The sequence below is a fragment of the Aeromicrobium sp. Root236 genome, assembly GCF_001428805.1.
GTDB lineage: Bacteria > Actinomycetota > Actinomycetes > Propionibacteriales > Nocardioidaceae > Aeromicrobium.
This window is the reverse complement of the sequence record NZ_LMIS01000001.1, coordinates 3538166-3560918: the sequence shown is the minus strand read 5'-3', so window position 1 is coordinate 3560918 and position 22753 is coordinate 3538166. Positions and strand designations below refer to the sequence as shown.

At 69.9% G+C, this 22753-nt stretch carries 20 protein-coding genes; 5 read left to right on the top strand and 15 right to left on the bottom strand.

The window, feature by feature from the left end; genetic code table 11:
- Window positions 1-9: 9 nt before the first annotated feature.
- Entirely contained in the window at window positions 10-603 is a 594-nt protein-coding gene (locus ASE12_RS20420; RefSeq protein WP_056403785.1) for a LysM peptidoglycan-binding domain-containing protein, read from the top strand.
- Window positions 600-1082, top strand: a complete 483-nt coding sequence (locus tag ASE12_RS17875; RefSeq protein ID WP_056403782.1) for an Rv3235 family protein — start codon at window positions 600-602, stop codon at window positions 1080-1082. The genes ASE12_RS20420 and ASE12_RS17875 overlap by 4 nt, the downstream gene beginning before the upstream one ends.
- A 42-nt stretch (window positions 1083-1124) precedes the next feature.
- On the opposite strand, the gene secA is transcribed toward ASE12_RS17875, so the two are convergent.
- The 9 genes from secA to ahcY all read right to left on the bottom strand — a co-directional run bounded on the left by secA (window position 1125) and on the right by ahcY (window position 12869).
- A complete protein-coding gene (gene secA / locus ASE12_RS17870; protein ID WP_200955133.1) occupies window positions 1125-3833 on the bottom strand; it encodes a preprotein translocase subunit SecA in 2709 nt (902 codons plus the stop codon).
- A gap of 79 nt (window positions 3834-3912) precedes the next feature.
- A complete protein-coding gene (locus ASE12_RS17865) occupies window positions 3913-5124 on the bottom strand; it encodes a winged helix-turn-helix domain-containing protein (RefSeq protein ID WP_056403776.1) in 1212 nt (403 codons plus the stop codon).
- A gap of 30 nt (window positions 5125-5154) precedes the next feature.
- Window positions 5155-5817, bottom strand: coding sequence for a response regulator transcription factor (locus ASE12_RS17860; protein ID WP_056403773.1), 663 nt, complete (start codon window positions 5815-5817; stop codon window positions 5155-5157).
- A 40-nt stretch (window positions 5818-5857) separates the two neighbouring features.
- Window positions 5858-6487: a ribosome hibernation-promoting factor, HPF/YfiA family gene (gene hpf / locus ASE12_RS17855; protein WP_056403772.1), complete on the bottom strand. Its 630-nt coding sequence runs from the start codon at window positions 6485-6487 to the stop codon at window positions 5858-5860.
- A gap of 107 nt (window positions 6488-6594) precedes the next feature.
- Window positions 6595-7302: a ComF family protein gene (locus ASE12_RS17850; protein WP_082582374.1), complete on the bottom strand. Its 708-nt coding sequence runs from the start codon at window positions 7300-7302 to the stop codon at window positions 6595-6597.
- Between the two features lie 60 nt (window positions 7303-7362).
- Window positions 7363-9114: an LpqB family beta-propeller domain-containing protein gene (locus ASE12_RS17845; RefSeq protein WP_082582373.1), complete on the bottom strand. Its 1752-nt coding sequence runs from the start codon at window positions 9112-9114 to the stop codon at window positions 7363-7365.
- Entirely contained in the window at window positions 9111-10640 is a 1530-nt protein-coding gene (gene mtrB, locus ASE12_RS17840; protein ID WP_056403762.1) for an MtrAB system histidine kinase MtrB, read from the bottom strand. Before mtrB ends, ASE12_RS17845 begins: the two co-directional genes overlap by 4 nt.
- Before the next feature lie 28 nt (window positions 10641-10668).
- Window positions 10669-11367, bottom strand: coding sequence for an MtrAB system response regulator MtrA (mtrA, locus tag ASE12_RS17835; protein WP_056403760.1), 699 nt, complete (start codon window positions 11365-11367; stop codon window positions 10669-10671).
- Between the two features lie 74 nt (window positions 11368-11441).
- On the bottom strand, window positions 11442-12869 hold the full coding sequence (ahcY, locus tag ASE12_RS17830; RefSeq protein ID WP_056403757.1) for an adenosylhomocysteinase: 1428 nt from the start codon (window positions 12867-12869) through the stop codon (window positions 11442-11444).
- A gap of 166 nt (window positions 12870-13035) precedes the next feature.
- Between ahcY and ASE12_RS17825 the strand changes: the two genes are divergently transcribed.
- Entirely contained in the window at window positions 13036-13296 is a 261-nt protein-coding gene (locus ASE12_RS17825; protein ID WP_056403754.1) for a DUF3311 domain-containing protein, read from the top strand.
- Entirely contained in the window at window positions 13293-14960 is a 1668-nt protein-coding gene (gene mctP / locus ASE12_RS17820) for a monocarboxylate uptake permease MctP (RefSeq protein WP_056403750.1), read from the top strand. Before ASE12_RS17825 ends, mctP begins: the two co-directional genes overlap by 4 nt.
- A 73-nt stretch (window positions 14961-15033) precedes the next feature.
- Here the strand turns inward: mctP and ASE12_RS17815 are convergent, their stop codons facing one another.
- From ASE12_RS17815 to ASE12_RS17805, 4 genes are read right to left on the bottom strand one after another with little or no spacing between them, the layout of a single operon-like run.
- A complete protein-coding gene (locus ASE12_RS17815) occupies window positions 15034-16014 on the bottom strand; it encodes a cation diffusion facilitator family transporter (protein ID WP_056403747.1) in 981 nt (326 codons plus the stop codon).
- Window positions 16015-16017: 3 nt separating this feature from the next.
- Window positions 16018-16185: a Trm112 family protein gene (locus tag ASE12_RS19885; protein ID WP_082582372.1), complete on the bottom strand. Its 168-nt coding sequence runs from the start codon at window positions 16183-16185 to the stop codon at window positions 16018-16020.
- A gap of 9 nt (window positions 16186-16194) precedes the next feature.
- Window positions 16195-17553, bottom strand: coding sequence for a phosphomannomutase/phosphoglucomutase (locus tag ASE12_RS17810; RefSeq protein WP_056403744.1), 1359 nt, complete (start codon window positions 17551-17553; stop codon window positions 16195-16197).
- The gene (locus tag ASE12_RS17805; RefSeq protein WP_369797254.1) at window positions 17550-17870 is read right to left on the bottom strand and encodes a DUF3499 domain-containing protein; all 321 of its coding nucleotides are present in this window, start codon (window positions 17868-17870) and stop codon (window positions 17550-17552) included. Before ASE12_RS17805 ends, ASE12_RS17810 begins: the two co-directional genes overlap by 4 nt.
- A gap of 57 nt (window positions 17871-17927) precedes the next feature.
- Between ASE12_RS17805 and ASE12_RS17800 the strand changes: the two genes are divergently transcribed.
- Window positions 17928-18374, top strand: a complete 447-nt coding sequence (locus ASE12_RS17800; protein ID WP_056403738.1) for a metallopeptidase family protein — start codon at window positions 17928-17930, stop codon at window positions 18372-18374.
- On the opposite strand, the gene ASE12_RS17795 is transcribed toward ASE12_RS17800, so the two are convergent.
- Window positions 18371-19711 (bottom strand): DUF5719 family protein, encoded by a 1341-nt coding sequence (locus ASE12_RS17795; protein WP_056403736.1) that lies wholly within the window; start codon window positions 19709-19711, stop codon window positions 18371-18373. The genes ASE12_RS17800 and ASE12_RS17795 overlap by 4 nt on opposite strands.
- 76 nt (window positions 19712-19787) lie before the next feature.
- Window positions 19788-22586, bottom strand: coding sequence for a glycosyltransferase family 2 protein (locus ASE12_RS17790; RefSeq protein WP_162255521.1), 2799 nt, complete (start codon window positions 22584-22586; stop codon window positions 19788-19790).
- Window positions 22587-22753: the final 167 nt, after the last annotated feature.

Below are 22753 nucleotides of genomic sequence, written 5' to 3'. Positions count from 1 at the left end.
GGGGGTCGCATGCTGCTGTCTCGTGCCGGGTGGGCGCTCACCGCGCTCGCCGCCGTCAGCGTCACGTTGCTGGCGCCGGGCGCCGGCCGTGCCGTGGCCGACCTGCGAGGCGACAGCTTCCCGGATGCCCTGCTCGCCCTCGGCTGCCTCGTGCAGCTCGCGTTGTCGTCCTGGGTGCTCCTCGCTGCCGGTCTTGTGCTCCTACGCGTCCCGGCTCCGCTCCTCCGCGCGATCACCCCGCGCCTGCTCCGCCGCGCGCTGCTCGCGGGCACGGTGGGTGCCCTCGCAGTGGCTCCCGTGCAGGCCGACCGCGCCGTCGCGCCGGCCCGTCCGCAGCACGACCTGACCGGTCTGCAGCTTCCTGACCGGCCCGTCGGGTCCGTACCCGCAACCGCTGGGGCAGCGCCCGCCGTCGTCGTACGGCCGGGCGACACGCTCTGGGCGATCGCCGCCCGGTCCCTGCCTGCCGGCGCCACCGATGCCGAGATCGCGCGCGCCTGCGCACGGTGGCACGCGGCCAACCGGGACGTCATCGGCGACGACCCCGACCTGATCTTCCCCAAGCAACGCCTCGTTCCGCCGCTCGGGAAGGACCCCACATGAAGACCGCCACCGCCCTGCTCGTACCGTCACTGCGCCCGTCGTTCGACGGACCGGTCGAACCGGCACCCGGCCAGATCCCGCTGCCGTTCCCGGGGCTGAGCCCCGTGCTGCCGGTGCCGGTCGAGCGCGGCGACGCGGCGCCGATGCGCCAACGCGCTGCCCGGTTCATGCAGGCCCTGGTCGAGGTCCTGTCGGGCGAGCGAGCGGTGCGGCAGATGGCCGCGTGGATGGCGCCCGACGTCTACGACCAGCTGACGAGCCGCCTGACCGCCCACGCCCGCGTACCTCTGAGGGCACGCTCCGGACACGGCGCCCGCATCGTCTCGGTGCACGTGGCAATGGTCCACGACGGCGCCGCCGAGATCGCCGGCCGCATGGTGCACCGCGGTCGCTCGAGGGCCCTCGCCGTACGCCTCGAGCTGCAGACCACCCATCGCGGCGACCAGGTCTGGAAGTGCACCGCCCTCACCTGGGCGTAGCTTCGCTCGGCCTCGGTCACCCGAGGCCGAGCTCCGCGGGTCCTAGCGGTTGTTCTTGCGCGACTTCCGCTGCTGCTTGGCCTTCTGGCGGGCCTTGTTCTTGGCGTTGGCCTGGCGGCGCGCCTCGGACTCCGGCGTGTCCTCGTCGGCAGTCTCGCCGCGAACCTCTGCGACGCCGTCCTCGCTGGGCGCGGAGTAGGACAGGGCCTGCGGCTTCTTGTCCGCGGCCAGACCCTTGGCGGTCAGCTGCGGCTCAGCCTCGGCGGCCTGCTCGACCTGGACGTCGAGGTTGAAGAGGAATCCGACGGACTCCTCCGCGATGCCCTCCATCATGGCGTTGAACAGGTCGAAGCCCTCGCGCTGGTACTCCACGAGCGGGTCGCGCTGGGAGTACGCCCGCAGGCCGATGCCCTCGCGCAGGTAGTCCATCTCGTAGAGGTGCTCACGCCACTTGCGGTCGAGGACGCTCAGGACGACGCGACGCTCGAGCTCGCGCATGACCTCGGAGCCGAGGTCCTCCTCGCGCTTGGCGTAGGCCGCCAACGCGTCCTCGGCGATGACCTCCTGCAGGTACTCGCGGGACAGGCCCTCACGGCCGCCGACCTCGGCCTCGACACCTTCGACGGTCACGCCGATCGGGAAGAGCGTGCCGAGCGCGGTCCACAGCTGGTCGAGCTCCCACTCCTCGGGGAATCCCTCGGTGGCGCCGTGGACGTAGGCGCCGGTGACCTCGCCGATCATCGAGGTGACCCACTCGTGCATGTCCTCGCCCTCGAGCACGCGACGGCGCTCGGCGTAGATGACCTCACGCTGGCGGCTCATGACGTCGTCGTACTTGAGGATGTTCTTGCGGGTGTCGAAGTTCTGCGCCTCGACCTGGGCCTGCGCCGAGGCGATGGCACCCGTGACGCGCTTGTTCTCGATCGGCACGTCGTCGGGGATCTTCATGGTCTGCAGGACCCAGTTGACCCAGTCGGCCTTGAACAGGCGCATGAGGTCGTCCTCGAGCGAGAGGTAGAACCGGGTCTCGCCGGGGTCGCCCTGACGGCCGGAACGACCGCGCAGCTGGTTGTCGATGCGGCGCGACTCGTGGCGCTCCGTGCCGATGACGGCAAGGCCACCGACGGCGGCGACCTCGTCGTGCTCGGCCGCGACCTGCTCCTCCATCTGCTTGAGCGTCTGGGGCCACGCGGCCTCGTACGCCTCGGAGTCCTCGAGCGGGTCGAGGCCCTTCTTGCGCAGTGCCTGGTCGGCGAGGAACTCGACGCTGCCGCCGAGCATGATGTCGGTGCCGCGGCCCGCCATGTTGGTGGCGACCGTGACGGCGCCCTTGTGGCCGGCCATCGCGACGATCGCGGCCTCGCGGTCGTGCTGCTTGGCGTTGAGCACCTCGTGCGGGACGCCACGCTTCTTGAGCTGCTTGGAGAGCCGCTCGCTCTTCTCGACGCTGGTCGTGCCGACCAGGATCGGCTGGCCGTTGGAGTGGCGCTCGACGATGTCCTCCACGACGGCGTCGAACTTCGCCTGCTCGGTGCGGTAGACGAGGTCGGGCTGGTCGGCGCGGGCGACCGGCTTGTTGGTCGGGATCGGGACGACGCCGAGCTTGTAGATCTTGTCGAACTCCGACGCCTCGGTCAGGGCCGTACCGGTCATGCCGCTGAGCTTGTCGTAGAGGCGGAAGTAGTTCTGCAGCGTGATCGTGGCGAGGGTCTGGTACTCCTCGCGGATGCGGACGCCCTCCTTGGCCTCGATCGCCTGGTGCAGGCCCTCGTTGTAGCGGCGTCCGTCAAGGATGCGGCCGGTGTGCTCGTCGACGATCAGGACCTCGCCCTCCATGACGACGTAGTCCTTGTCGTTCTTGAACAGCTCCTTGGCCTTGATCGCGTTGTTGAGGAAGCTGATCAGCGGCGTGTTGACCGCGTCGTAGAGGTTGTCGATGCCGAGCTGGTCCTCGACCCGGTCGATGCCCTCCTCGGTCACGGCGATCGTGCGCTTCTTCTCGTCGACCTCGTAGTGCTCGTCGATCGTCATGGCGCCGACGATCTTGGCGAACTCGGCGTACCACTTGACCTCTTCCTCGGTGGGGCCCGAGATGATCAGCGGTGTGCGGGCCTCGTCGATGAGGATCGAGTCGACCTCGTCGACGACGGCGAAGTTGTGCCCGCGCTGGACGCAGTCGGCGATGTCGTCGGCCATGTTGTCGCGCAGGTAGTCGAAGCCGAACTCGTTGTTGGTGCCGTACGTGATGTCGGCGGCGTAGGCCTCGCGGCGCTCGTTGGGGGTCATCGACGGCAGGATCATGCCGACACTGAGGCCGAGGAAGTGGTGCACGCGACCCATCCACTCGGCGTGGTACTTGGCGAGGTAGTCGTTGACCGTGACGACGTGGACGCCCTTGCCGCTCAACGCGTTGAGGTAGGCCGGCAGCGTCGAGACCAGGGTCTTGCCCTCACCGGTCTTCATCTCGGCGATGTTGCCGAGATGCAGTGCTGCGCCACCCATGATCTGGACGTCGAAGTGCCGCTGGCCCAGCACGCGCAGGGCGGCCTCGCGCACGGTCGCGAACGCCTCGGGCATGAGGTCGTCGAGTGTCGAGCCCTCCGCGAGGCGGGTGCGGAACTCCTCGGTCATGCCGCGGAGCTCGTCATCGCTCATGGCGTGGAACTCGTCCTCGAGGGCGTTGACCTGCTTGGCGACCGCCTGGAGCTGCTTGAGGATCTTGCCTTCGCCCATGCGAAGGATCTTGTCGATGACCTTGGGCACTTAGATGCACTTCCTGATACGCCAGAGTCCGCGATGGCTGGAACTCCAGAAAAGTTTGAGAGCCTGTTCAGTCTAGGTGACGAGCAAGCGACTTCGTGAGTTCCCCAGCCAGATCGCCCTTGGCGGGAGGCGTCACGGTCTCGAGGCCGAGCCAGCCGGCCATGAGGCGCAGCTCGGCGGCCAGCTCGTCGGCCGTCTCCGCGGGCGCGTGTGACTCCGCCCAGGCGCCGTGCACCACCAGGGCGGCGGCCTGGCGATCGGCCTTGAGGTCGACCCGCGCGACCAGCCGGTCGCCGAGCAGGAACGGCAGCACGTAGTAGCCGTGGACCCGCTTCTCGGCGGGGACGTAGATCTCGATGCGATAGCGGAAGTCGAACAGCTGCTCGGTGCGCGTGCGCTCGAACACCAGCGGGTCGAACGGGCTCAACAGCGCCCGCGCCGCGACCTTGCGTGGGCGCGCGGCGTCGCGGTGCAGGTAGGCCGGGCGCTTCCAACCGGTGATCGTGGTGGGGACGAGCTCGCCGGTCGCGACCAGGTCGTCTATCGCGGCCTTGGTCGGCTCGGGCGCCATGCGGAAGTAGTCACGCAGGCACTGCGCCGTGCCGACACCCAGGGCCTGCGCGGCGTGGCTCACCAGCACCCGGTGCGCCTGCCGGCTGTCGAGGGGGTCGGCGTCGAGCTGCGCCTGCGGGATGACGCGCTCCGGCAGGTCGTAGACCCGCTCGAACGCGGAGTTGCGCCGCGCGGCCGTGACCTGCCCCTTGTAGAAGAGGTATTCGAGCGCCATCTTGACCTCGGACCAGTTCCAGCCCCAGTTGTCCTTGTCGCGCGGTGCGTCGTGCTCGATCTCGCGGGCGGTCAACGAGCCCTTGGCACGCACCTCCTCGAGCACCCACGCCACGAACTCCGGCTTCTCCTGGCTGATCCGCGCCATGTTGCCCCACATGCGTGCGCCGGACTCCATGCGGAACTGGAACGCCTGCCAGAGGTTGACGTCGACGAGCGCGGCCTCGTGCGCCCAGTACTCGAACAGCCGCCGCGGGCGACGGGACGCGGCCCGGTGCAGGAGCTCACGGTCGTAGGGCCCCAGCCGCGAGAACAGCGGCATGTAGTGGGCCCGGACCAGCACGTTGACCGAGTCGATCTGGAAGAACCCGAGCCGCTCGATGACCCGGTTGAGGTGCCGGGAGGCGATCTGGCCGTCGAGCCCGGGCCGGGGACGCGTGAAGCCCTGGGCGCCCAGCGCGATCCGCCGAGCCTGCGTCGTCGTCAGGTTCATGAAGCCCGATGCTGGTCTAAACGTCTGACATTAAGGGATGTCGTCGACGAGCTTGCTGCGCACGGCGTACATCGCAGCTTCCATGCGCGACTTCATCTGCAGTTTCTCCAGGATGTTGCGGATGTGGTTCTTGACCGTGTTCTCGCTGATGAACAGCTCTTCGGCGATCTCACGGTTGCTGCGGCCACGGGCGACGTGGCGCAGGACGCCGAGCTCGCGGGGCGTGAGGTTGGTCGTCGGCGCGGGGCTCTTGGACATGTGGACGAACTCGTCGAGCAGCTTGGTCGCCATGCTGGGGCTGATCAGCGACTGGCCCGAGGCGACGAGGCGTACGGCCTCGGCAACCTGCTCGTAGGTCGAGCCGTCCTTGAGCAGGTAGCCGGAGGCTCCGCTGCGGATCGACTCGTAGAGGTCGGACTCGTCGTCGCTCGCCGTGAGCATGATGATGCCCGTGGTCGGGGAGATCTCCTTGATCGCCGCGCACACCTCGACGCCGCTGCGCCCGGGCATGCGTACGTCGAGCAGCACGATGTCGTAGGGGTTCTCGGCCACCATCTCGAGGGCCTTGTCACCGTCGTCGACTTCTTCGAGCTCGAGGGCGTCGTCAGCGCCGAGCACCATCTTGACTCCGCGCCGGAAGAGCTCCTGGTCATCGACCAGGAGCACTCGAATGCTGTCGCCCCGAGAACTCACACGTCGATCATGCCACGGGTTGGGCCAAGCGGCCCACCTATCACTGCTCTGTGACGTCTAGATGAATGACCCCGTAGTCATATCCCTTGCGCAGGTAGACCACGCTCGGGCGCATCGAGTCCTTCTCAAGGAACAGGTAGAAGTCATGGCCGACGAGCTCCATCTCGTACATCGCCTGGTCGAGAGTCATCGGCGGCGCCTGGTGCGTCTTCTCGCGCACCACGATCGGGCAGTCGCCCTCGGCGGCGATGGGCGCGGACTGTCCGGTGGGCAGGTCGTCGTCGGGCTCGGCGCTCTGCAGACCGTCGAGCGGCAGCTCTGCGGCGGCCGACGACAACGACGTCGGGGCGTGCCGTCCGTGGTGGATGCGGCTGCGGTCGACCGAGCGGCGCAGACGCGACTCGAGCTTGTCGATCGCGGCGTCGAGGGCCGAGTGCTGGTCGGTGGAGGCGGCCTCGGCGCGGACCGCCGGGCCCCGGGAGCGCAGTGTCATCTCGACCTTGGCGGCGGTGTCCTGCTGGCGGGGGTTCTTCTCGTGCGTGACCTCGACCTCGACGCGACTGATCTTCTGGCGGGAGTCGTACTTCTCGAGCCGGGAGAGCTTTTCCTCCACGTGCTCACGGAAACGCTCGGAGATCTCGCTGTTGCGACCGTTGACGACAATTTCCATGGGGACTCCCTTGTCTCGGTGTCGCGCCCTAACCATCAGCGCAGTCTTCATGCCATACCTGTGACGTTAGACCGCCCTCCAAGGAATCACCAGAGCAGCCGACAAGTTCATCCCCGATGCTCAGGAACGCCCACTGGAATGCGAGGGGTCGCGGCGACGACCGCGATGCCGAAGGGCCGATGTCCGGCTGTTGTCAGCACCCGTACGGCCTCGGAGACCGTGGCCCCGGTCGTCAGGATGTCGTCGACGACGATCACGTCGCGGCCCGGCAGTGCCCGGTCGGTGCGCAGCCGGAACGCCCCGCGCAGGTTGCGCGCCCGAGCCGCGGCGTCGAGTCCGACCTGGTCGGCGGTCGCCCGCGCCGGTGCCAGCGCCTGGGACACCCTGGCCTCGACCCCGACCTGCCGCAGCAGGCGTGCGGCCGACCGGGCGAGCTCGTCGACGAGGTCGCATCCGCGCTCCCGCTTGCTGCGCCGCGACGTCGGCACGGGCACCAGCACGACCGGACGGCCACGCGCGTGCTCCACGACAGAAGCCGCGAGGAGGTGGTCGAGCACCGCGGTCAGCCGGGTGTTGCCCGTCTCCTTCCAGGCGACCAGCACGCGCCGCAGCACGTCGGCGTTGGCGCCCGCGGCGACGGGAGTCACCCGGGTGGGTAGGCGGAGCCCGCGCGGGCAGGGTCTCGGCCACGTGACCTCAGGCACCGGTCGAATCGCCCCACCGCACGCGCGGCACAGCGTCAGGGCCGGGCGGCCGCATCCGGCGCACTGCGCACCGAGCAACAGGTCGGCAGCCGGGACCAGGAGCTCGCGCATCCCTCGAGCATCACGCGTCGGGGTGGCGGTACGCGCCTGGCTCAGCGCGAGCTGTGGACGTCAGCGCCCGTACGTCAGGCCTGTGACCTTGAGGTTGGGCAGCAGCTGCCACGACCCGCCGGGTGCGACGAACCACAAGCGGCCGCGGGCGTCCGTCGCGTAGCGGTTGGCGGTGGTGCCGCCGCCGACGGCCAGGGCATTCGCGCCGACGTCGGGCAGCAGGACGCCGCCGCGGGACAGGCCACCGGACGTCGCGGATCCGTCGATCGCCGTGGAGTAGACCTGCCGGCCGGACTGGCTCTCGGCGAGATAGCTGAGCTCGGTGGCGGACGACCAGGACGCCGATCGCGGCGACGCTGCCGGTGTGTAGACGGTCGACGGGGAGCCGAGGCCCAGGATGCGGTCCTTGGCGTCGCGCCGGACCGAGCCGACCCTGACCGAGCTGCCGACGACGTCACGCACCGTGACGGCGTAGCGCGAGCCGTCGGGCGACAGCGCGAACGTCGTGACGTCGAGGCCGGCGAGCCGGCCCGTGACGAGCGTGCGGATCCCGTCCCCGTCGACGATGCGCACGCGCGTGGTGTCGCCGGGTCGGTCGACCAGCCACACGTTGCCGTCGCTGTCCCACTGCGGCGTGATGAGCCGGGAGCCGGCGAACGTACGCGCATCGGTGCCCTTGCGGTCCGTGACGCGCACGAGGTTGCGGCCCGCCAGCACCCCGGCGACGCCGTCGTCGGACACGCCGATCGCGACGGCACCGCGGGCGTCGCGGCCCCACGCCCCGCTGAGCCGCTTGACGGCGTCGTCGTCGATCTGCACCACGTGGTCGTCGCTGAGCGCGTACGCCCGGCCGCGGGCGATGCTCGGGCCGTAGCCACCCCACGAGCCGATGTCCTGGGTCGTGCCGCCGTTGCTCGAGAGCACCGTCGCGGCGCCCGCGAGGCGTACGGCGGTGATGTCGCGGACCTGCCGCAGGGTCCACACGATCTGCGCCGACAGATGGTCCTGTACCGACTCGCTCAGCACCGAGAAGTCGGCGCTGAACTGCACGTCGGCGACACCGTCGTCGGACACCGGCACGGACGGCCGCAGCGAGTCCAGCGGTGGGACGTACGTGCGCGAGACGCCTGCGATCGAGGCCGCCGGCCCGCGAGCGAGGCTCGTGACCAGCGCGGTGGCGAGCTGGTCGCCCACCACCAGGTGGACCGGGTCGGGCACGAGCCGGCGACCGGGGCGGTCGAAGTTGTAGAGGTTGAACGGCCGGAAGTAGTCGTCGAAGAACTTCCTGCTGAGGAGCAACCCGGCCTGCGGGTTGGCGATCCGCCACTCGCTGTCGACCCGCTCGAGACGGAAGGACAGCACCGAGGGACGCGCGCTGCGGGCGTAGTGACCCTGCTGGTCGAGCCGCGCGTCCTCGAACAGCCGCGTGCCGACCTCGACCGGGTTGCGGGTCTTGTCCGTCGTCTCCCCGTCCTCGCCCGCGGCCAGCTTGGGCTCGGAGACCGTGACGGAGGAGTAGACCCGCACGCCTGCTGACGGGCTCCACTGCCTGGCCGCCGCGGGAGTGAGGAACGCCGTCGCGATGCCGGAGGACGCGGGGTAGGCCAGCATCGCGTCGAGGTAGCCCCGCACGATCTGCTCGGGCGAGGCGCCTTCGGCCGGCCGGGCCGGTGAGTAGCGCACGGTGCTCTCGCCGAGGCCCCCGTCGTCGGCGACCTTGGTGACGGGGCCAGACGAGGGGATGCCGGCGCACGCGGACACGGCGAGCAGGGCACCCACCGCGATGGCAGCCCTCAGGCGGGTCGGCATCATGCGAACACCGACTGGATGGCGGGGAACTTGGCGGTGCCCTCGGGCTTGGGGATCGTCAGGACGAACTCGCTGCCCTCGCCCGGCCGGCCCCAGGCCTGCAGCGTCCCGCCGTGCAGCGCGGCGTCCTCGCGGGAGATCGCGAGCCCCAGCCCGGTGCCACCTTGCGTACGAGCGGGGTCGGCGCGCCAGAAGCGGTCGAACACCCGGAGGTTCTCGTCACCCGACAGCCCGACGCCGAAGTCGCGCACCGCGAGCGACACGCAGCTCTCATTCTGCGACACCTCGATCTCGATGCGCGGGGAGCCGCTGTACTTCGCGGCGTTGGTCAAGAGGTTGCGGACGATCCGGTCGATGCGCCGGATGTCGGCCTCCACGATGGCCGGTTGGTCGACGCCGATCAGCGTCACCTCGATGCCCTTGCGGGCGAGCGTCGGGTCATCCGCGGAGCTCCGAGCGACCTGGCTGAGGTCGATCGTGTCGAGCTCGAGCTTGGCCGCGCCGGCGTCGAACCGGCTCAGGTCCAGCAGGTCGGACAGCAGGGACTCGAACCGGTCGAGCTCACCCTTGAGCAGCTCGGCCGAGCGCGCGGTCTGCGGGTCGAACCGTTCGCGCGCGTCGTAGAGCACCTCGCTGGCCATCTGGACCGTCGTGAGCGGGGTGCGCAGCTCGTGCGACACGTCGGACACGAAGCGCTGCTGCAGGCGCGACAGGTTCTCGAGCCGCCGGATCTGGCTCTGGAGGCTCGCCGCCATCTGGTTGAACGACGAGCTCAGGCGGGCGATGTCGTCCTCGCCGCTGACGTGCATGCGCTGCTCGAGGTTGCCGCTGGCGTAGCGCTCCGCGATCCGGCGGGCGAGGCGCACGGGATCGAGCACCTGCCGCGACACCAGCCAGGCGACACCGCCGACCATCAGGACCATCGCCAGTCCGCCCAGCAGGAGCGCGCGCCGCACGAGGTCGAGGGTCTCCTGCTGGTCCTCCATCGAGAACAGGTAGAACAACGCGTACGTGTCGCCGGTCCCGGGCGCGCGCAGCTGGCTGCCGACGACCACGGACGGGCTCGTGTCGGACGAGCCCAGGAGCGCCAGGTCGCTGTAGCGCCAGTAGGTCCCCGGCTTGGACCGCACGGCCTTGTCGAGGTCGGCCGGCAGCGAGCCTTCCTCGATGGCGGCCGACGAACGTACGGGCACCTCTCCCGTGCCGGTCAGCAGAGGACCTTCGAGCACCAGCTCGTACGTACGCTTGGCGCCCCGCGAGCTCGTGAGCGAGTCGACCATCTGGGTGAGGGCCTGCGACTGGGTCGCCGGTTCGGTCTCGACCGAGGCGTCGAGCTGCGTCTGGGCGTAGTCGAAGCCCGAGCGGGCCTCGGAGATCGCGGCGACCCGTCGGCTGTCGGCAAGCCCGCCGGCGACGTCCCGCAGCAGGGCCCAGCCGGTCAGCGAGATCACCAGCGCGCTGAGCACGATCGTGCTCGTCACGACCCGGGCCTGGATCGACCGGCGCCAGATGCGGGCCAGACGCCGCATCAGGCGCCGCCGGACAGGCGTTGCCGCGTCATGCGGGCGGCGTGATCGCCTGGTAGCCGACGCCGCGCACGGTGCGGATGATCTGCGGGTTCTCGGCGTCGTCCTCGATCTTGGACCGGAGGCGCGTCATGTGGACGTTGACGAGCTTGGTGTCGCCCGGGTGGTGATAGCCCCAGACCTTCTGCAGCAGGGTCTCGCGCGTGAAGACCTGCGCCGGATCGCTCAGCAGGCAGGCCAGCAGGTCGAACTCGAGCGGCGTGAGCTCGAGCGGCTCGCCCTTGCGGGTCACGGTGTGGCCGGCCGGGTCGAGCACGATGTCGCCGAACACGAGCGGCTCGGCCAGCTGGTCGGAGCGGCGGAGGCGCGCCCGGATGCGCGCGACGAGCTCGGTGTTCTTGAACGGCTTGGTGATGTAGTCGTCGGCGCCGGCCTCGAGCCCGGCGACGACGTCGGGCGTGTCGGACTTGGCGGTCAGCATGATGATCGGCACGGCCGACTTCTCGCGGATCTGGCGGCACACGCTCATGCCGTCGAGGCCCGGGAGCATCAGGTCGAGCAGCACGACGTCGGGCTTGAACTGCCCGAACGCGGCCATCACCCGGTCACCCGAGCGGCACACCGCGGCCGTCAGGCCCTCACCCTCGAGAACGATCGTGAGCATCTCGGCGAGCGAGGCATCGTCATCGACGACGAGCACGCGATCACGCTTCGTGCGTCGATAGCTCATAACAACCCATGATACGGAGGCTGGAACAGCAGCGGGCGCCAGATGCGAACACCTGGCGCCCGGAGCTGTGTGACTCAGTAGCGGTAGTGGTCCGACTTGTAGGGACCGGCGACGTCGACGCCGAGGTAGGCGGCCTGCTCCTTCGTGAGCTCGGTCAGCTCGACACCGAGTGCGTCGAGGTGCAGGCGGGCGACCTCCTCGTCGAGGTGCTTGGGCAGGACGTGGACGCCCAGCTCGTACTGGCTGGCCTTGGAGTAGAGCTCGATCTGCGCCAGGACCTGGTTGGTGAACGAGTTCGACATGACGAACGACGGGTGACCCGTGGCGTTGCCGAGGTTGAGCAGGCGGCCCTCGGACAGCACGATGAGCTTCTTGCCGTCGGGGAAGATCCACTGGTGGACCTGGGGCTTGATCTCGTCCTTGACGATGCCGGGGATCTTGGCCAGGCCGGCCATGTTGATCTCGTTGTCGAAGTGGCCGATGTTGCCGACGATGGCCTGGTGCTTCATCTTCTCGAAGTGCTCGACCCGGATGATGTCGAAGTTGCCCGTCGTGGTGATGAAGATGTCAGCGGTCTCGACGACCGACTCGAGGCGCTTGACCTCGTAGCCGTCCATCGCGGCCTGCAGCGCGCAGATCGGGTCGATCTCGGTGACGATGACGCGGGCGCCCTGACCGCGCAGCGACTCAGCGGAGCCCTTGCCGACGTCGCCGTAGCCACAGACGACGGCGACCTTGCCGCCGATCATGACGTCGGTGGCGCGGTTGAGGCCGTCGATCAGCGAGTGGCGGCAGCCGTACTTGTTGTCGAACTTGCTCTTGGTGACCGAGTCGTTGACGTTGATCGCCGGGAAGAGCAGCGTGCCCTCACGGAAGCGGTCGTAGAGGCGCAGGACACCGGTGGTGGTCTCCTCGGAGACGCCCTTGATGTCCTTGGCGATGTTGGTCCAGTGCTGCGGCTTGGCGGCCACCGAACGGGCCAGCACACGCAGCACCTCCTTGAACTCCTCGTTGTCGGTGCTGTCCTGCGACGGCACGGAGCCAGCCTTCTCGTACTCGACGCCGAGGTGCAGCAGCATCGTGATGTCGCCACCGTCGTCGAGCAGGACGTTGGGGCCGCCTTCGGCGAAGTCGAAGACCTTCTCGGCCTCGTCCCAGTACTCGGCCAGCGTCTCGCCCTTCCAGGCGAAGACCGGGGTGCCCTTGGGGTCCTCGGGCGTGCCGTCACGACCGACGACGACCGCAGCGGCCGCGTGGTCCTGGGTCGAGAAGATGTTGCACGTCGCCCAGCGGACGTCGGCGCCGAGATCCACGAGGGTCTCGATCAGCACCGCCGTCTGGATCGTCATGTGCAGGGAGCCGGCGATGCGGGCTCCGGCGAGCGGCTTGTCCTTGCCATAGCGCTCGCGCATGGCCATGAGTCCCGGCATCTCGTGCTCGGCGAGGTCGATTTCCTTGCGACCGTACTCCGCGAGGGACAGGTCAGCGACGTTGTAATCCATGGTCGACAGCGTACCGGCGGGTAGTCGTCCGCACCGAATCGGCGGGTACATGTGAGGGACCCGACACGTCGGCCGACCCCCACTTCCGCCCGCGCGCACCCGGGCGTACGGTGTCTCCGGGACTGTGACGGGGGTCACTGGTCCGACCGATCGTGGGGGTCAAGACATGCCACAACACACACCGCCGGGCAAGGGTCCACTGATCGGGGCGGGGGTGGCGCTGGCGATCGCCATCGTCGTCCCGCTGCTCGTCTGGACGTACGCCAAGGCCGACCCCGAGCTGTGGGGCATCCCGTTCTTCTTCTGGTACCAGTTCGTGCTGGTCATCGGGTCCGTCGTGCTGACGTCGATCGCCTACCGGCTGGTCATCGGGCATGAGCGGCAGCGCCGTCTCGCCGAAGGACGCACGAACGGGGACGCGCGATGAACGACGTCGACCCGGTCGCACTGTCCGTCTTCCTGTTCTTCTTCCTCCTCGTCACGGTCCTGGGCTTCCTCGCCGCCCGCTGGCGCAAGGCCGAGACGCTCGACAACCTCGACGAGTGGGGCCTCGGTGGTCGCAGCTTCGGCACGTTCGTCGCGTGGTTCCTGATCGGCGGCGACATCTACACCGCCTACACGTTCATCGCGGTGCCCGCGCTGCTGTACGCCGGCAACGCCACGGGCTTCTTCGCGGTGCCCTACACGATCGTGCTCTACCCGATCATCTTCATCTTCCTGCCCCGTCTGTGGTCGGTCTCGCACCGCCGGTCGTACGTGACGCCGGCCGACTTCGTGCAGGGCCGGTTCGACTCGCGGGCACTGTCGCTGGCGATCGCGTTCACCGGGATCCTCGCGACGCTGCCCTACATCGCCCTGCAGCTGGTGGGCATCCAGGCGGTGCTCGACGTCATCGGTTTCGGCGGCGAGGGCGACAACTGGTTCAAGAAGGACCTGCCGCTGTTCATCGCGTTCGCCCTGCTGGCCGCCTACACGTACTCGTCAGGTCTGCGGGCGCCGGCGCTGATCGCGTTCGTCAAGGACACGCTGATCTACCTCGTCATCATCGTCGCGGTGATCTACCTGCCGACGCAGCTCGGCGGCTGGAGCGGGATCTTCGACTCGGCGAGCAAGGCGTTCGGGTCGTTCAACAAGGACAGCGCCGACACGATCGCCAGCGGCGGGGCGGCACCCAAGGGACTGATCCCCGGCATCGGCGCCTCCCAGTGGGCGTACGCATCGCTGTCGCTCGGCTCCGCCCTGGCGCTGTTCATGTATCCGCACTCGGTGACCGCCGTGCTGTCGACCAAGAACCGCAACATCATCCGGCGCAACGCCGCGCTCCTCCCGGCGTACTCGTTCCTGCTGGGCCTGCTGGCACTGCTGGGCATCGCCGCGGTGGCCGCCGGCATCAAGGTCGACAACGCGCAGCTCGCGATCCCGCAGCTGTTCGAGCAGGAGTTCTCGCCGTGGTTCGCCGGTCTCGCGTTCGCCGCGATCGTGATCGGTGCGTTCGTGCCGGCCGCGATCATGTCGATCGCCGCGGCCAACCTGTGGACCCGCAACATCTACAAGGCGTTCATCAATCCGGGAGCGACGGACGCGCAGGAGGCCAAGCAGAGCAAGCTGGCGAGCCTGCTGGTGAAGTTCGGCGCGCTGCTGTTCGTCCTGGCGCTGCCCAAGGACTTCGCGATCAACCTGCAGCTGCTCGGCGGCATCTGGATCCTGCAGACGCTGCCGGCGATCGTCATCGGCCTCTACACGAGGTGGTTCCACCGCTACGCGCTGCTCGCGGGCTGGGCGATCGGCATGGCGTGGGGCACGATCGCGGCCTACAACAAGCCCTCCGTCGGCAAGCCCGACTCGCACTTCGGCGGGTCTGTCGGGCCGCTCGAGGTGTTCGGCATCGACATCAGCGACAACCTCATCTACTTCGGGCTGACGGCGCTCGTCCTCAACCTGCTCGTCGCGGTGATCGGCACGTTCGTCTGCCGGGCGCTCGACGTGGATGCGGGCACGGACGACACGCACCCGACGGACTACCTGGCCGACGCCGGGGACCCCGAGGTCGTCGACCGCCTCGACCCGCTGTCCACCCCGCCGGTGGACTAGCGTCTCCGAGATGTGGATTCGGCTGCACCACGCGCCGCGTGATCGTGGTGCAGCAGGATCCACATCTCGGGGACTAGTGGCTCGGGGCTGCGGGTGCTTCGGGGCGGGCGTCGGGAACGTGGTCGGCTCGGTAGACATCGGGCTCGACGTAGACCTGCTGCGCCATCGGCTCCGCGGCGCGTACGTTGCGCTCCGCGGCGTCGATGACCTCCGCGATGCCCGCACCGGTCGCATCCGCCTCAATGCCGATCTTGACCGCGACGAGCAGCTCCTCGGGCGCGATGTGCAGCGTCTTCATGTGGATGATCTGCGTGACGCCGGGCGTCGACTCGATCGCGCTGCGCATCCTGCCGATCGCGTCCTTGCCGGCCGACTCACCGATCAACAGGCTCTTGACCTCGATCGCCAGGATCACCGCGACGACGATCAGCAGCACGCCGATGAAGCCGGTGCCGACGACGTCGAAGCAGGCGTTGTCAGTGATCAGCGACAGGCTCACGGCCAGGAACGCGGCGACGAGGCCGACGAGGGCGGCGAAGTCCTCGAGGAGGATGACCGGGAGCTCCGGCGACTTGGCGCGGCGGATGAACGACCACCAGCTCTGGTCGCCGCGCACCTTGTTGCCCTCGACGATCGCGGTGCGGAACGACAGCGACTCGAGCACGATCGCGATGCCCAGCACGACGAGCGGGACGAGGCGCCACTTGCTGTCGAGGCCGGCGTCGTGACCCTCGTGGATCTCGTGCCACTTGTGGTACGCCTCGTAGAGCGCGAACAGGCCGCCGACGCTGAACAGCACGATCGACACGACGAACGCGTAGATGTAGCGCTCGCGGCCGAAGCCGAACGGGTGCTCCTCGGTGGCCTCACGCTGTGACCGCTTGCCGCCGACCAGCAGCAGGACCTGGTTGCCCGAGTCGGCCAGCGAGTGGATCGACTCGGCCAGCATCGAGGAGAACCCCGTCAGCAGGAATGCGATGAACTTGGTGATCGCGATCCCGGTGTTGGCCAGGAGCGCAGCGATGACCGCCTTGTTGCCGCCTTCGGTCGACATCCCTCAGATGCTCCGCGCCTCGTCGACGAGCATCACGGGGATGTCGCGGCGGACGGGGTAGGCCAGGGCGCAGGCGCTGCAGACGAGCTCGCTGGCCTCGTCGTCGACCGCCAGGGTGGCCCGGCACTGCGGGCAGACCAGGATCTCGAGCAGGGCGGGTTCAAGATTCATGCGAGCAGCCTAGCGACGTATCACCGCGAGGACCTCATCGCGCACACGCGCCATGGTCTCCTCGTCGTCGCCCTCGACGTTGAGCCGCAGCAGGGGCTCGGTGTTGGACGCCCGCACGTTGAACCACCAACGGTCCCCCGTGATGGTCAGCCCGTCGAGGGTGTCCTGCGGGAGCTCCGCATACGTCGTGGAGAGCTCCTCGAGGATCGCCGGTCCGTCGTCGACGGTGCTGTTGATCTCGCCCGAGGCGACGTAGCGCTCGTACTGCGCCATGAGCGCCGACACCGTGCCGTCGGTCTCGGCGAGCGCGGCCATCACGTGCAGCGCCGCGATCATGCCGGAGTCGGCGAGGAAGAAGTCCTTGAAGTAGAAGTGCCCGGAGTGCTCGCCACCGAAGACCGCACCGGTGCGCGCCATCTCGGCCTTGATCAGGGAGTGGCCGACCGGCGTGCGTACGGCCGTGCCGCCGTTCTCGGCGATGATCTCCGGCACCGCCTTGGACGTGATGACGTTGTGCAGGATCGTCGCTCCGGGCGTGGTCAGCAGAGCACGCGAGGCGATCAACGCGGTGATCGCCGACGGGGAGACGACGTCGCCGCGCTCGTCGATGACGAAGCAACGGTCGGCGTCACCGTCGAACGCCAGGCCGATGTCGGCGCCGGTCTTGCGCACCGTCGCCTGCAGGTCGACCAGGGTGCTGTGGTCGAGCGGGTTGGCGTCGTGGTTGGGGAACGTGCCGTCGAGCTCGAAGTACATCGGCGTCAGCTCGACGTTGAGCGTCGCGAACACCGACGGCACGGTGTGCCCGGCCATGCCGTTGCCGGCGTCGGCGACGACCTTGAGGCGCCGCCTGTCGGGGATCGGGACGATCTCGTGGAGGTAAGCGGCGTAGCGGCTGAGCGCGTCGAGCTCCTCGTACGTCCCGATCGGCTCCGGCAGCTCGGTGCGGGCGAGGAGCTCGGTGGCCTGCTCGGCGATCGCGGAGAGCCCGGTGTCGTAGCCGATCGGCTTGGCGCCCGCGCGGCACAGCTTGATGCCGTTGTACTCCGCCGGGTTGTGGCTCGCCGTGATCATGGCGCCGGGCAGGTCGAGGTCGCCGGACGCGAAGTAGAGCAGGTCGGTCGACGCCAGGCCGATGCCGATGACGTTGCCACCCTGGGCGCGTACGCCGTCGGAGAACGCCGCCACGAGCAGCGGCGACGTGTCGCGCATGTCGTGGCCGATCACGGCGGTGCCACCTCCGGCGACGCCGGTCTCGAGCGCGAACGCCTCGCCGAGGGCGCGGGTCAGGGCAGGGTCGAGCTGTTCGGGCGAGCGGCCGCGTACGTCGTACGCCTTGACCACCTCCGCCAGACGGGGGTCGATCAAGAGTCGGGCCTCACGAGTCGAAGGGCTGGGGGTCCATCAGGTTGAGGTGTCGGCGGCCGGCCGGCCTCGCGCACGGCGTCGGCCAGGGCGAGCAGGTCGTCGCGCGTCGGCTCGGCCGCGGCCGGGTCGGGTGCGAGGCGCAGCACGTTCCAGCCCTGGGGCGCCGACATGCGCTGCGAGTGCTCGGCGCAGAGGTCGTACGTGTGCGGCTCGGCGTAGGTCGCCAGCGGACCCAGCACGGCCGTCTGGTCCGCATAGACATAGGTCAGCGTCGCCACTGCCGTCTGGGAGCACGCAGATCGCGTGCATCGTCTCACCGCACCCACGAGGTGAGGTTATCCCTGACTCCGAAGCGCGCGCGTTAGGCTCACCGCATGGATCACTTCGGCGGCGCCGTCAGCGGCCCCCGACCCGGCCGGATGCGCGACCGGCGCGGCCGCGGACCGCGCGGTCCCATGGCGCTGCCCGGCCCGCTCTCGCCGCGCAGCGTGCCGGTGCACCGACCCGCGAGAGCGTCGTTCGACCTGCTCGTCGGTGACATCCTCGCCGCCCTCGAGCCCCACTTCGCGGTCGAGCCGGACCACGTCGACGTCGTCGTCGAGGAGGCACCCTTGCTGCCTCCGGAGTGGACCGACGACGTGCCGCTCAGCATCGTCGCGCCCGGCCCCGAAGGCTCTCGCGTCGTGCTGTTCCGCATCCCGATCGCCCAGCGCTGCTCCGGCAACGAGGACCTCGAGGACCTCGTCTGGACGGTCGTCCTCGACCGGCTTGCCGAGGTCTGGCACATGTCGCCGGACGACCTCGACCCGCGACCGCGCTAGGAGACCGGGCGGACCTGCGGGCTCAGCACGGTGACCGGCGCGGGGGTCAGCGCCAGCGAGCTGATGCCGTCGCCCTTGACGTACGTCGCGGCGGCGACGACCTTGCCGTGCGGGGTCACCACGAAGTAGGCCGCGTCGGGCGCCTCGAGCTTGACCCAGGTCGTGGTGCCGGCCTTGATCGCCACGTCGCTGGAGGCGAGCGGCCGCATCGACGCGTCGTACGCCTGGACCTTCGCGGTGGCGGCTCGCCCCGGCGCGGTCAGCAGCAGGCGCGGCGCCGCGATCTTGGGACCGACCTCGACGGGCACGATCGCCGGTCCCGACAGTGCGGGGACCGCCTCGGCGTATGCGTAGTCCTTGGCGGTGGGCGCCATGCGCACGGTCGCCGAGATCGGCTCGTCCGACGTCAGCCGCAGCGCCTGGGCGCCGCCGCCGGTCGACTTGGGCATCGTGATCGACCGCGTGCTGCCGGGCCGCACCTTGATCTGCTCAAGGCCCGAGGGGGCGAACGTGTTCTTGGCCCCGATGACCTTGACCGTCACGCGTGCCGTCGCGTCACCGGGATTGAGCAGCATCAACGTCCGGCCGTTGGCGCCCTGCACGAGTCCCCCGATGACCTGGCTGCGGCGCGGCGACAGCGTCGCGGAGACCGGCTCGGTGCCGCTGAACACCGTCGTCGCGCTGTCGTTGACGACGGCCGAGAGCGAGCCGCGACGACGGTGCACGTGCATCGCGAGCTCCGGCTCCCCCGCCGCCAGGTCGTCCAGGCGGATCCGACGCACGGACGACGGCTTGACGACGATGCCCTCGGACCCGACGGCGTCGATCTTGCCCTTGGGTCCCCACAGGCTCAGGTCGACGGCGGCCGGGGTGTCCGCGAGGTTGGTCAGGATCAGCGTCGAGAAGTGTTTGCCGCCCGAGCCCAGGCCGAGCAGCCAGGCATCGTCGACGACGCCCGGGCAGGAGCCGACGACGAGTCCGCCGCCGCCCTTCTTGGGAGCGGTGCCGGCGAAGAAGCCCACCGGCCCGGAGGCGCGGCCGCGCTGCTGCACCATCACACCGGGGCCGTCGACCACGGACGTACGCCAGGTGGCTGCGTCCTCGAGGTCGGCGTCGCGGTCGCGGCTCGGGAACACGTTGGCCTTCGCGCCGCTGCCCGCACGGATCTGGCCGGACGCCACCGTGATGACCGACCCGGCCGGGCACGCGTAGGACGCCTCAGCGACGGTCACGCGGGAAGGCGCACGAGCCGAATCCGACGGCGACGGCGCGACGAGCGCGAGCACGACGAGGGCCACTGCCGCGAACGGCAGCACGAGGATGCGCAGATCCTTCATGCCGTCACCTCCGACAAGAACCCACGATATGGAGGCGCCGGCATGAGTTCTGTCTTGTTCGCTCGCTGGCGCTCGCTCATGCGGACACCTCCGCGTCTTCCTGGTCGTCGAGCGGCTCGGGGGCGGCGCGCCGGCGTACGGGGGCGGTCAGCACGATCGCCACCAACCAGGCGAGCGCCTGCAGGAGGCCGAGCCCACGGTGCCACCACGCCACGTGTGCGGCATCATTCTTGGGCTGCGGGGCGAGGGTCCACACCCGCGATCCGGGCTGGTCGCTGCCGGCGGGTGACAGCCGGGGGGCGGCATCGATCCTGCGACTCACCTCCGGGTCGGCGCTGGGCGCGTAGATCGAGTCGATGCCGAGCTCGCCGAGTGCGTCGACGTCGGCCGTCGTGCCCTGCGCGAGGATCCGCCTGACGACGGCGGTGAGCCGGCTCGCGTCGGACGACGACGCGGTGACGGCCTCCTGGCCGAGGAACGGCCCGTCGCCGGCGACGACGCGGTAGTCGACTCCGCCGTCGATGCTGCCGGTCAGGATCAACGTGTCGCCCGGACGCTCGGCCAGGAAGACCGGCACGACGTCGGCGCGGCCGTCGTCGATGGGGTCGGCGTCACCGCGGGCGACCCACCAGCCGAGCGTGCCCACGGGGAGCACCAGCGCGACCACGATCGCGGCCGTCAGGGCAGGTCGGGGCCACGACAGCGCGGCAGGCACGGCCAGCAGCACCGCGGTGAGCAGGCCACCGATCCAGACCACGGCCGGGATGCCGACCCAGGGCGTGATGTCGGCGGGTCCGGCATGGGTCGAGTACGTCAGCAGCGTCCCGGCGAGCGCGGCACCCAGGCCGAGCAGCGCGACGAGCCACGAGAGCAGGACTCCCGTGCGCGTACGACGGGGCACCAGCGCCACGAGTGCCAGCACGAGCACGCCGACCGTGAGCCACTCGGGGGCCGCACCGGGACCGCCGGCACGACCGAGGACGACCTCGCGGACGGTCGCCGAACCGGGCAGCGGGTAGCCGGCTTCCCACCACATCCGCCAGGGACGAAGCGCCCTCTGGGCGAGCCAGGGTCCGAGCAGCAGGAGCGGCACCACGGCCGCCACGACGAGCTGGCCGCGGACCCAGCGCCCTTCGGCGTACCAGAGGATCAGGAGGCCGCCGAGGCTCATCGGCAGGACGATCGGGGCGAACGCAGATGCGAACGCCACCCAGATGCCGAGCCGCAGCGCGAGCTGCCAGCCGGGCTTCTCCGCGAGCTGCCATGCGGTGTTGGCGATGATCGGCAGGACGACGAGGGCGACGACGGTGCCGAGCCGGCCCTGGCTCACCGCGCCGGTCGCCGCGACGCACAAGGCGTACGAGATCGCCCACACCATGCGGGGCACGCGGTGCGAGCTGATCTGGCGACCGAACCGGTGCGCCGTCAGAGCGGCCAGCGGGACCGCGAACACCATGGCGATCGTGACGACGAGACCCGGGTGGAACCAGAAGGGGGTCGAGAGCGCGGCCAGCAGCAGCGCGAAGATCGGGGGCAGCGTGTCGCTCGGCAGCCCGACGTCATGGCGGGAGCCGAAGACCAGGTCCCACCAGCCCGCCGACGAGCCGGGGGCGGGCAGCAGGGCGCCGCCGTGCAGGCCGCCACCGAACAGGCCGCGGCCCGCGATGACCGAGAGCACGATCAGCACGAGGACCGTGGCGAGCCACGGCCGGCGCTGGAGCATCGAGGGTCCGTCGTCGAGGTTCTCGGCCTCGTCGGGCGCCTGGTCGAGCGTCGTGGACCGGCGACCGACCGACTCGACCGCCTCCGGCTTGATGAGGGCGGTGGCGGTGTCGCGCACCATGTCGAAGCCGTGCTGGTACGGCAGCCAGAACGGCGCGAGCAGGTGCCGGATCGCGCGGTGCGGCCGCCTGGCGGTGGCGCGCCGGCGGCGGCGCGCCTTGATGAGCTTGAACGGATGCGTGTACGCCGAACGCAGAGCGAGCAGCTCGTCGCTGGCAGCCTCGGGGTCCTTGCCGATCAGCAGCCCGATGACCCGCAGCAGCGATCCGAAGAACAGCCGGAGGTACTGCCACAGGAAGCGCGGCATCGGGGTGTTGGCCAGCAAGGTGTAGATCGCCGCCCGGCGCTCCTCCCAGTGCGGCACGTCCCCTGCTGTGCGGGTACGCGTGCCGCGGCGGCTCGACTCGGCGTGGAACAGCACCGCGGTCGGCGCGGTCCGCGTGCGGTAGCCGGCGCGGGCGATCCGCCAGCCGAGGTCGACGTCGTCGTAGTAGAGAGGGAGGTTGGGGTCCAGGCCGTTCAGCTCGTCCCACACGTCACGGCGGATCAGCATGCCGGCGGTGTTGACCGCCAGCACGTCGCGCGGACGGTCGTGCTGGCCCGCGTCGGGCTCGCCGGTCTCCAAGCCGGTCTCGCGGGACCCGGTCGCGGTGATCGTCAGGCCGACCTCGAGCAGGCGGCGCAGCGACGGCCACTCCCGGATCTTGGGTCCGACGGCGGCGATGTCGGGTGCCGAGGTCGCGGTGTCGAGCAGGCCCGACAGCGTGCCCGGGAGCACGGAGGAGTCGTCGTGCAGCAGCCAGATCCAGTCCGTACGAGGCATGGACTCCAGCCCGAGGCGTACGGCCTCACCGAAGCCGGTGCCCGACGGGGCGTAGGTGATGCGCTCGGCGCCGAACGAGTCGCGCAGCAGGTCGGCGCTGCCGTCGGTCGAGCTGACGTCGACGACCCGCCACGTCGTGGGCGCGTAGAACATGTGCGCGAACGAGGCGAGGACCTTGGGGAGCCAGGTGGCGCCGTTGTGGGCCACGAGAATCGCGCCGACAGTGGGCGGATCATCGAGCCAATGGCGCGTCGTGCTGGTCTCGTCCACGTAGAGCGACTTTAGGGCATGCCACCCAGCCACGCCCCGGCTCCCATGTCCCCGCATCCCGCCCGGCGGCGTTCTCGTCCTTCGCAGCACAACCCCGGTGCGCCTCAGTCCGCCCCCTCACGCGCGAAGCGCGTTGGGGGTGCCCCCAGGCCTTGCCGACCGGGCGC

Coding starts and splice junctions, on each gene's coding strand:
- ASE12_RS17845 (WP_082582373.1), bottom strand. CDS start 9,114: ATGATGCCGACCCGCCTGAGGGCTGCCATCGCGGTGGGTGCCCTGCTC.
- ASE12_RS17875 (WP_056403782.1), top strand. CDS start 600: ATGAAGACCGCCACCGCCCTGCTCGTACCGTCACTGCGCCCGTCGTTC.
- ASE12_RS17850 (WP_082582374.1), bottom strand. CDS start 7,302: ATGCGCGAGCTCCTGGTCCCGGCTGCCGACCTGTTGCTCGGTGCGCAG.
- ASE12_RS17795 (WP_056403736.1), bottom strand. CDS start 19,711: ATGAAGGATCTGCGCATCCTCGTGCTGCCGTTCGCGGCAGTGGCCCTC.
- hpf (WP_056403772.1), bottom strand. CDS start 6,487: ATGGAAATTGTCGTCAACGGTCGCAACAGCGAGATCTCCGAGCGTTTC.
- ASE12_RS17800 (WP_056403738.1), top strand. CDS start 17,928: ATGGATCACTTCGGCGGCGCCGTCAGCGGCCCCCGACCCGGCCGGATG.
- mctP (WP_056403750.1), top strand. CDS start 13,293: ATGAACGACGTCGACCCGGTCGCACTGTCCGTCTTCCTGTTCTTCTTC.
- mtrB (WP_056403762.1), bottom strand. CDS start 10,640: ATGCGGCGTCTGGCCCGCATCTGGCGCCGGTCGATCCAGGCCCGGGTC.
- ASE12_RS17825 (WP_056403754.1), top strand. CDS start 13,036: ATGCCACAACACACACCGCCGGGCAAGGGTCCACTGATCGGGGCGGGG.
- mtrA (WP_056403760.1), bottom strand. CDS start 11,367: ATGAGCTATCGACGCACGAAGCGTGATCGCGTGCTCGTCGTCGATGAC.
- ASE12_RS17815 (WP_056403747.1), bottom strand. CDS start 16,014: ATGTCGACCGAAGGCGGCAACAAGGCGGTCATCGCTGCGCTCCTGGCC.
- ahcY (WP_056403757.1), bottom strand. CDS start 12,869: ATGGATTACAACGTCGCTGACCTGTCCCTCGCGGAGTACGGTCGCAAG.
- ASE12_RS17865 (WP_056403776.1), bottom strand. CDS start 5,124: ATGAACCTGACGACGACGCAGGCTCGGCGGATCGCGCTGGGCGCCCAG.
- ASE12_RS20420 (WP_056403785.1), top strand. CDS start 10: ATGCTGCTGTCTCGTGCCGGGTGGGCGCTCACCGCGCTCGCCGCCGTC.
- ASE12_RS19885 (WP_082582372.1), bottom strand. CDS start 16,185: ATGAATCTTGAACCCGCCCTGCTCGAGATCCTGGTCTGCCCGCAGTGC.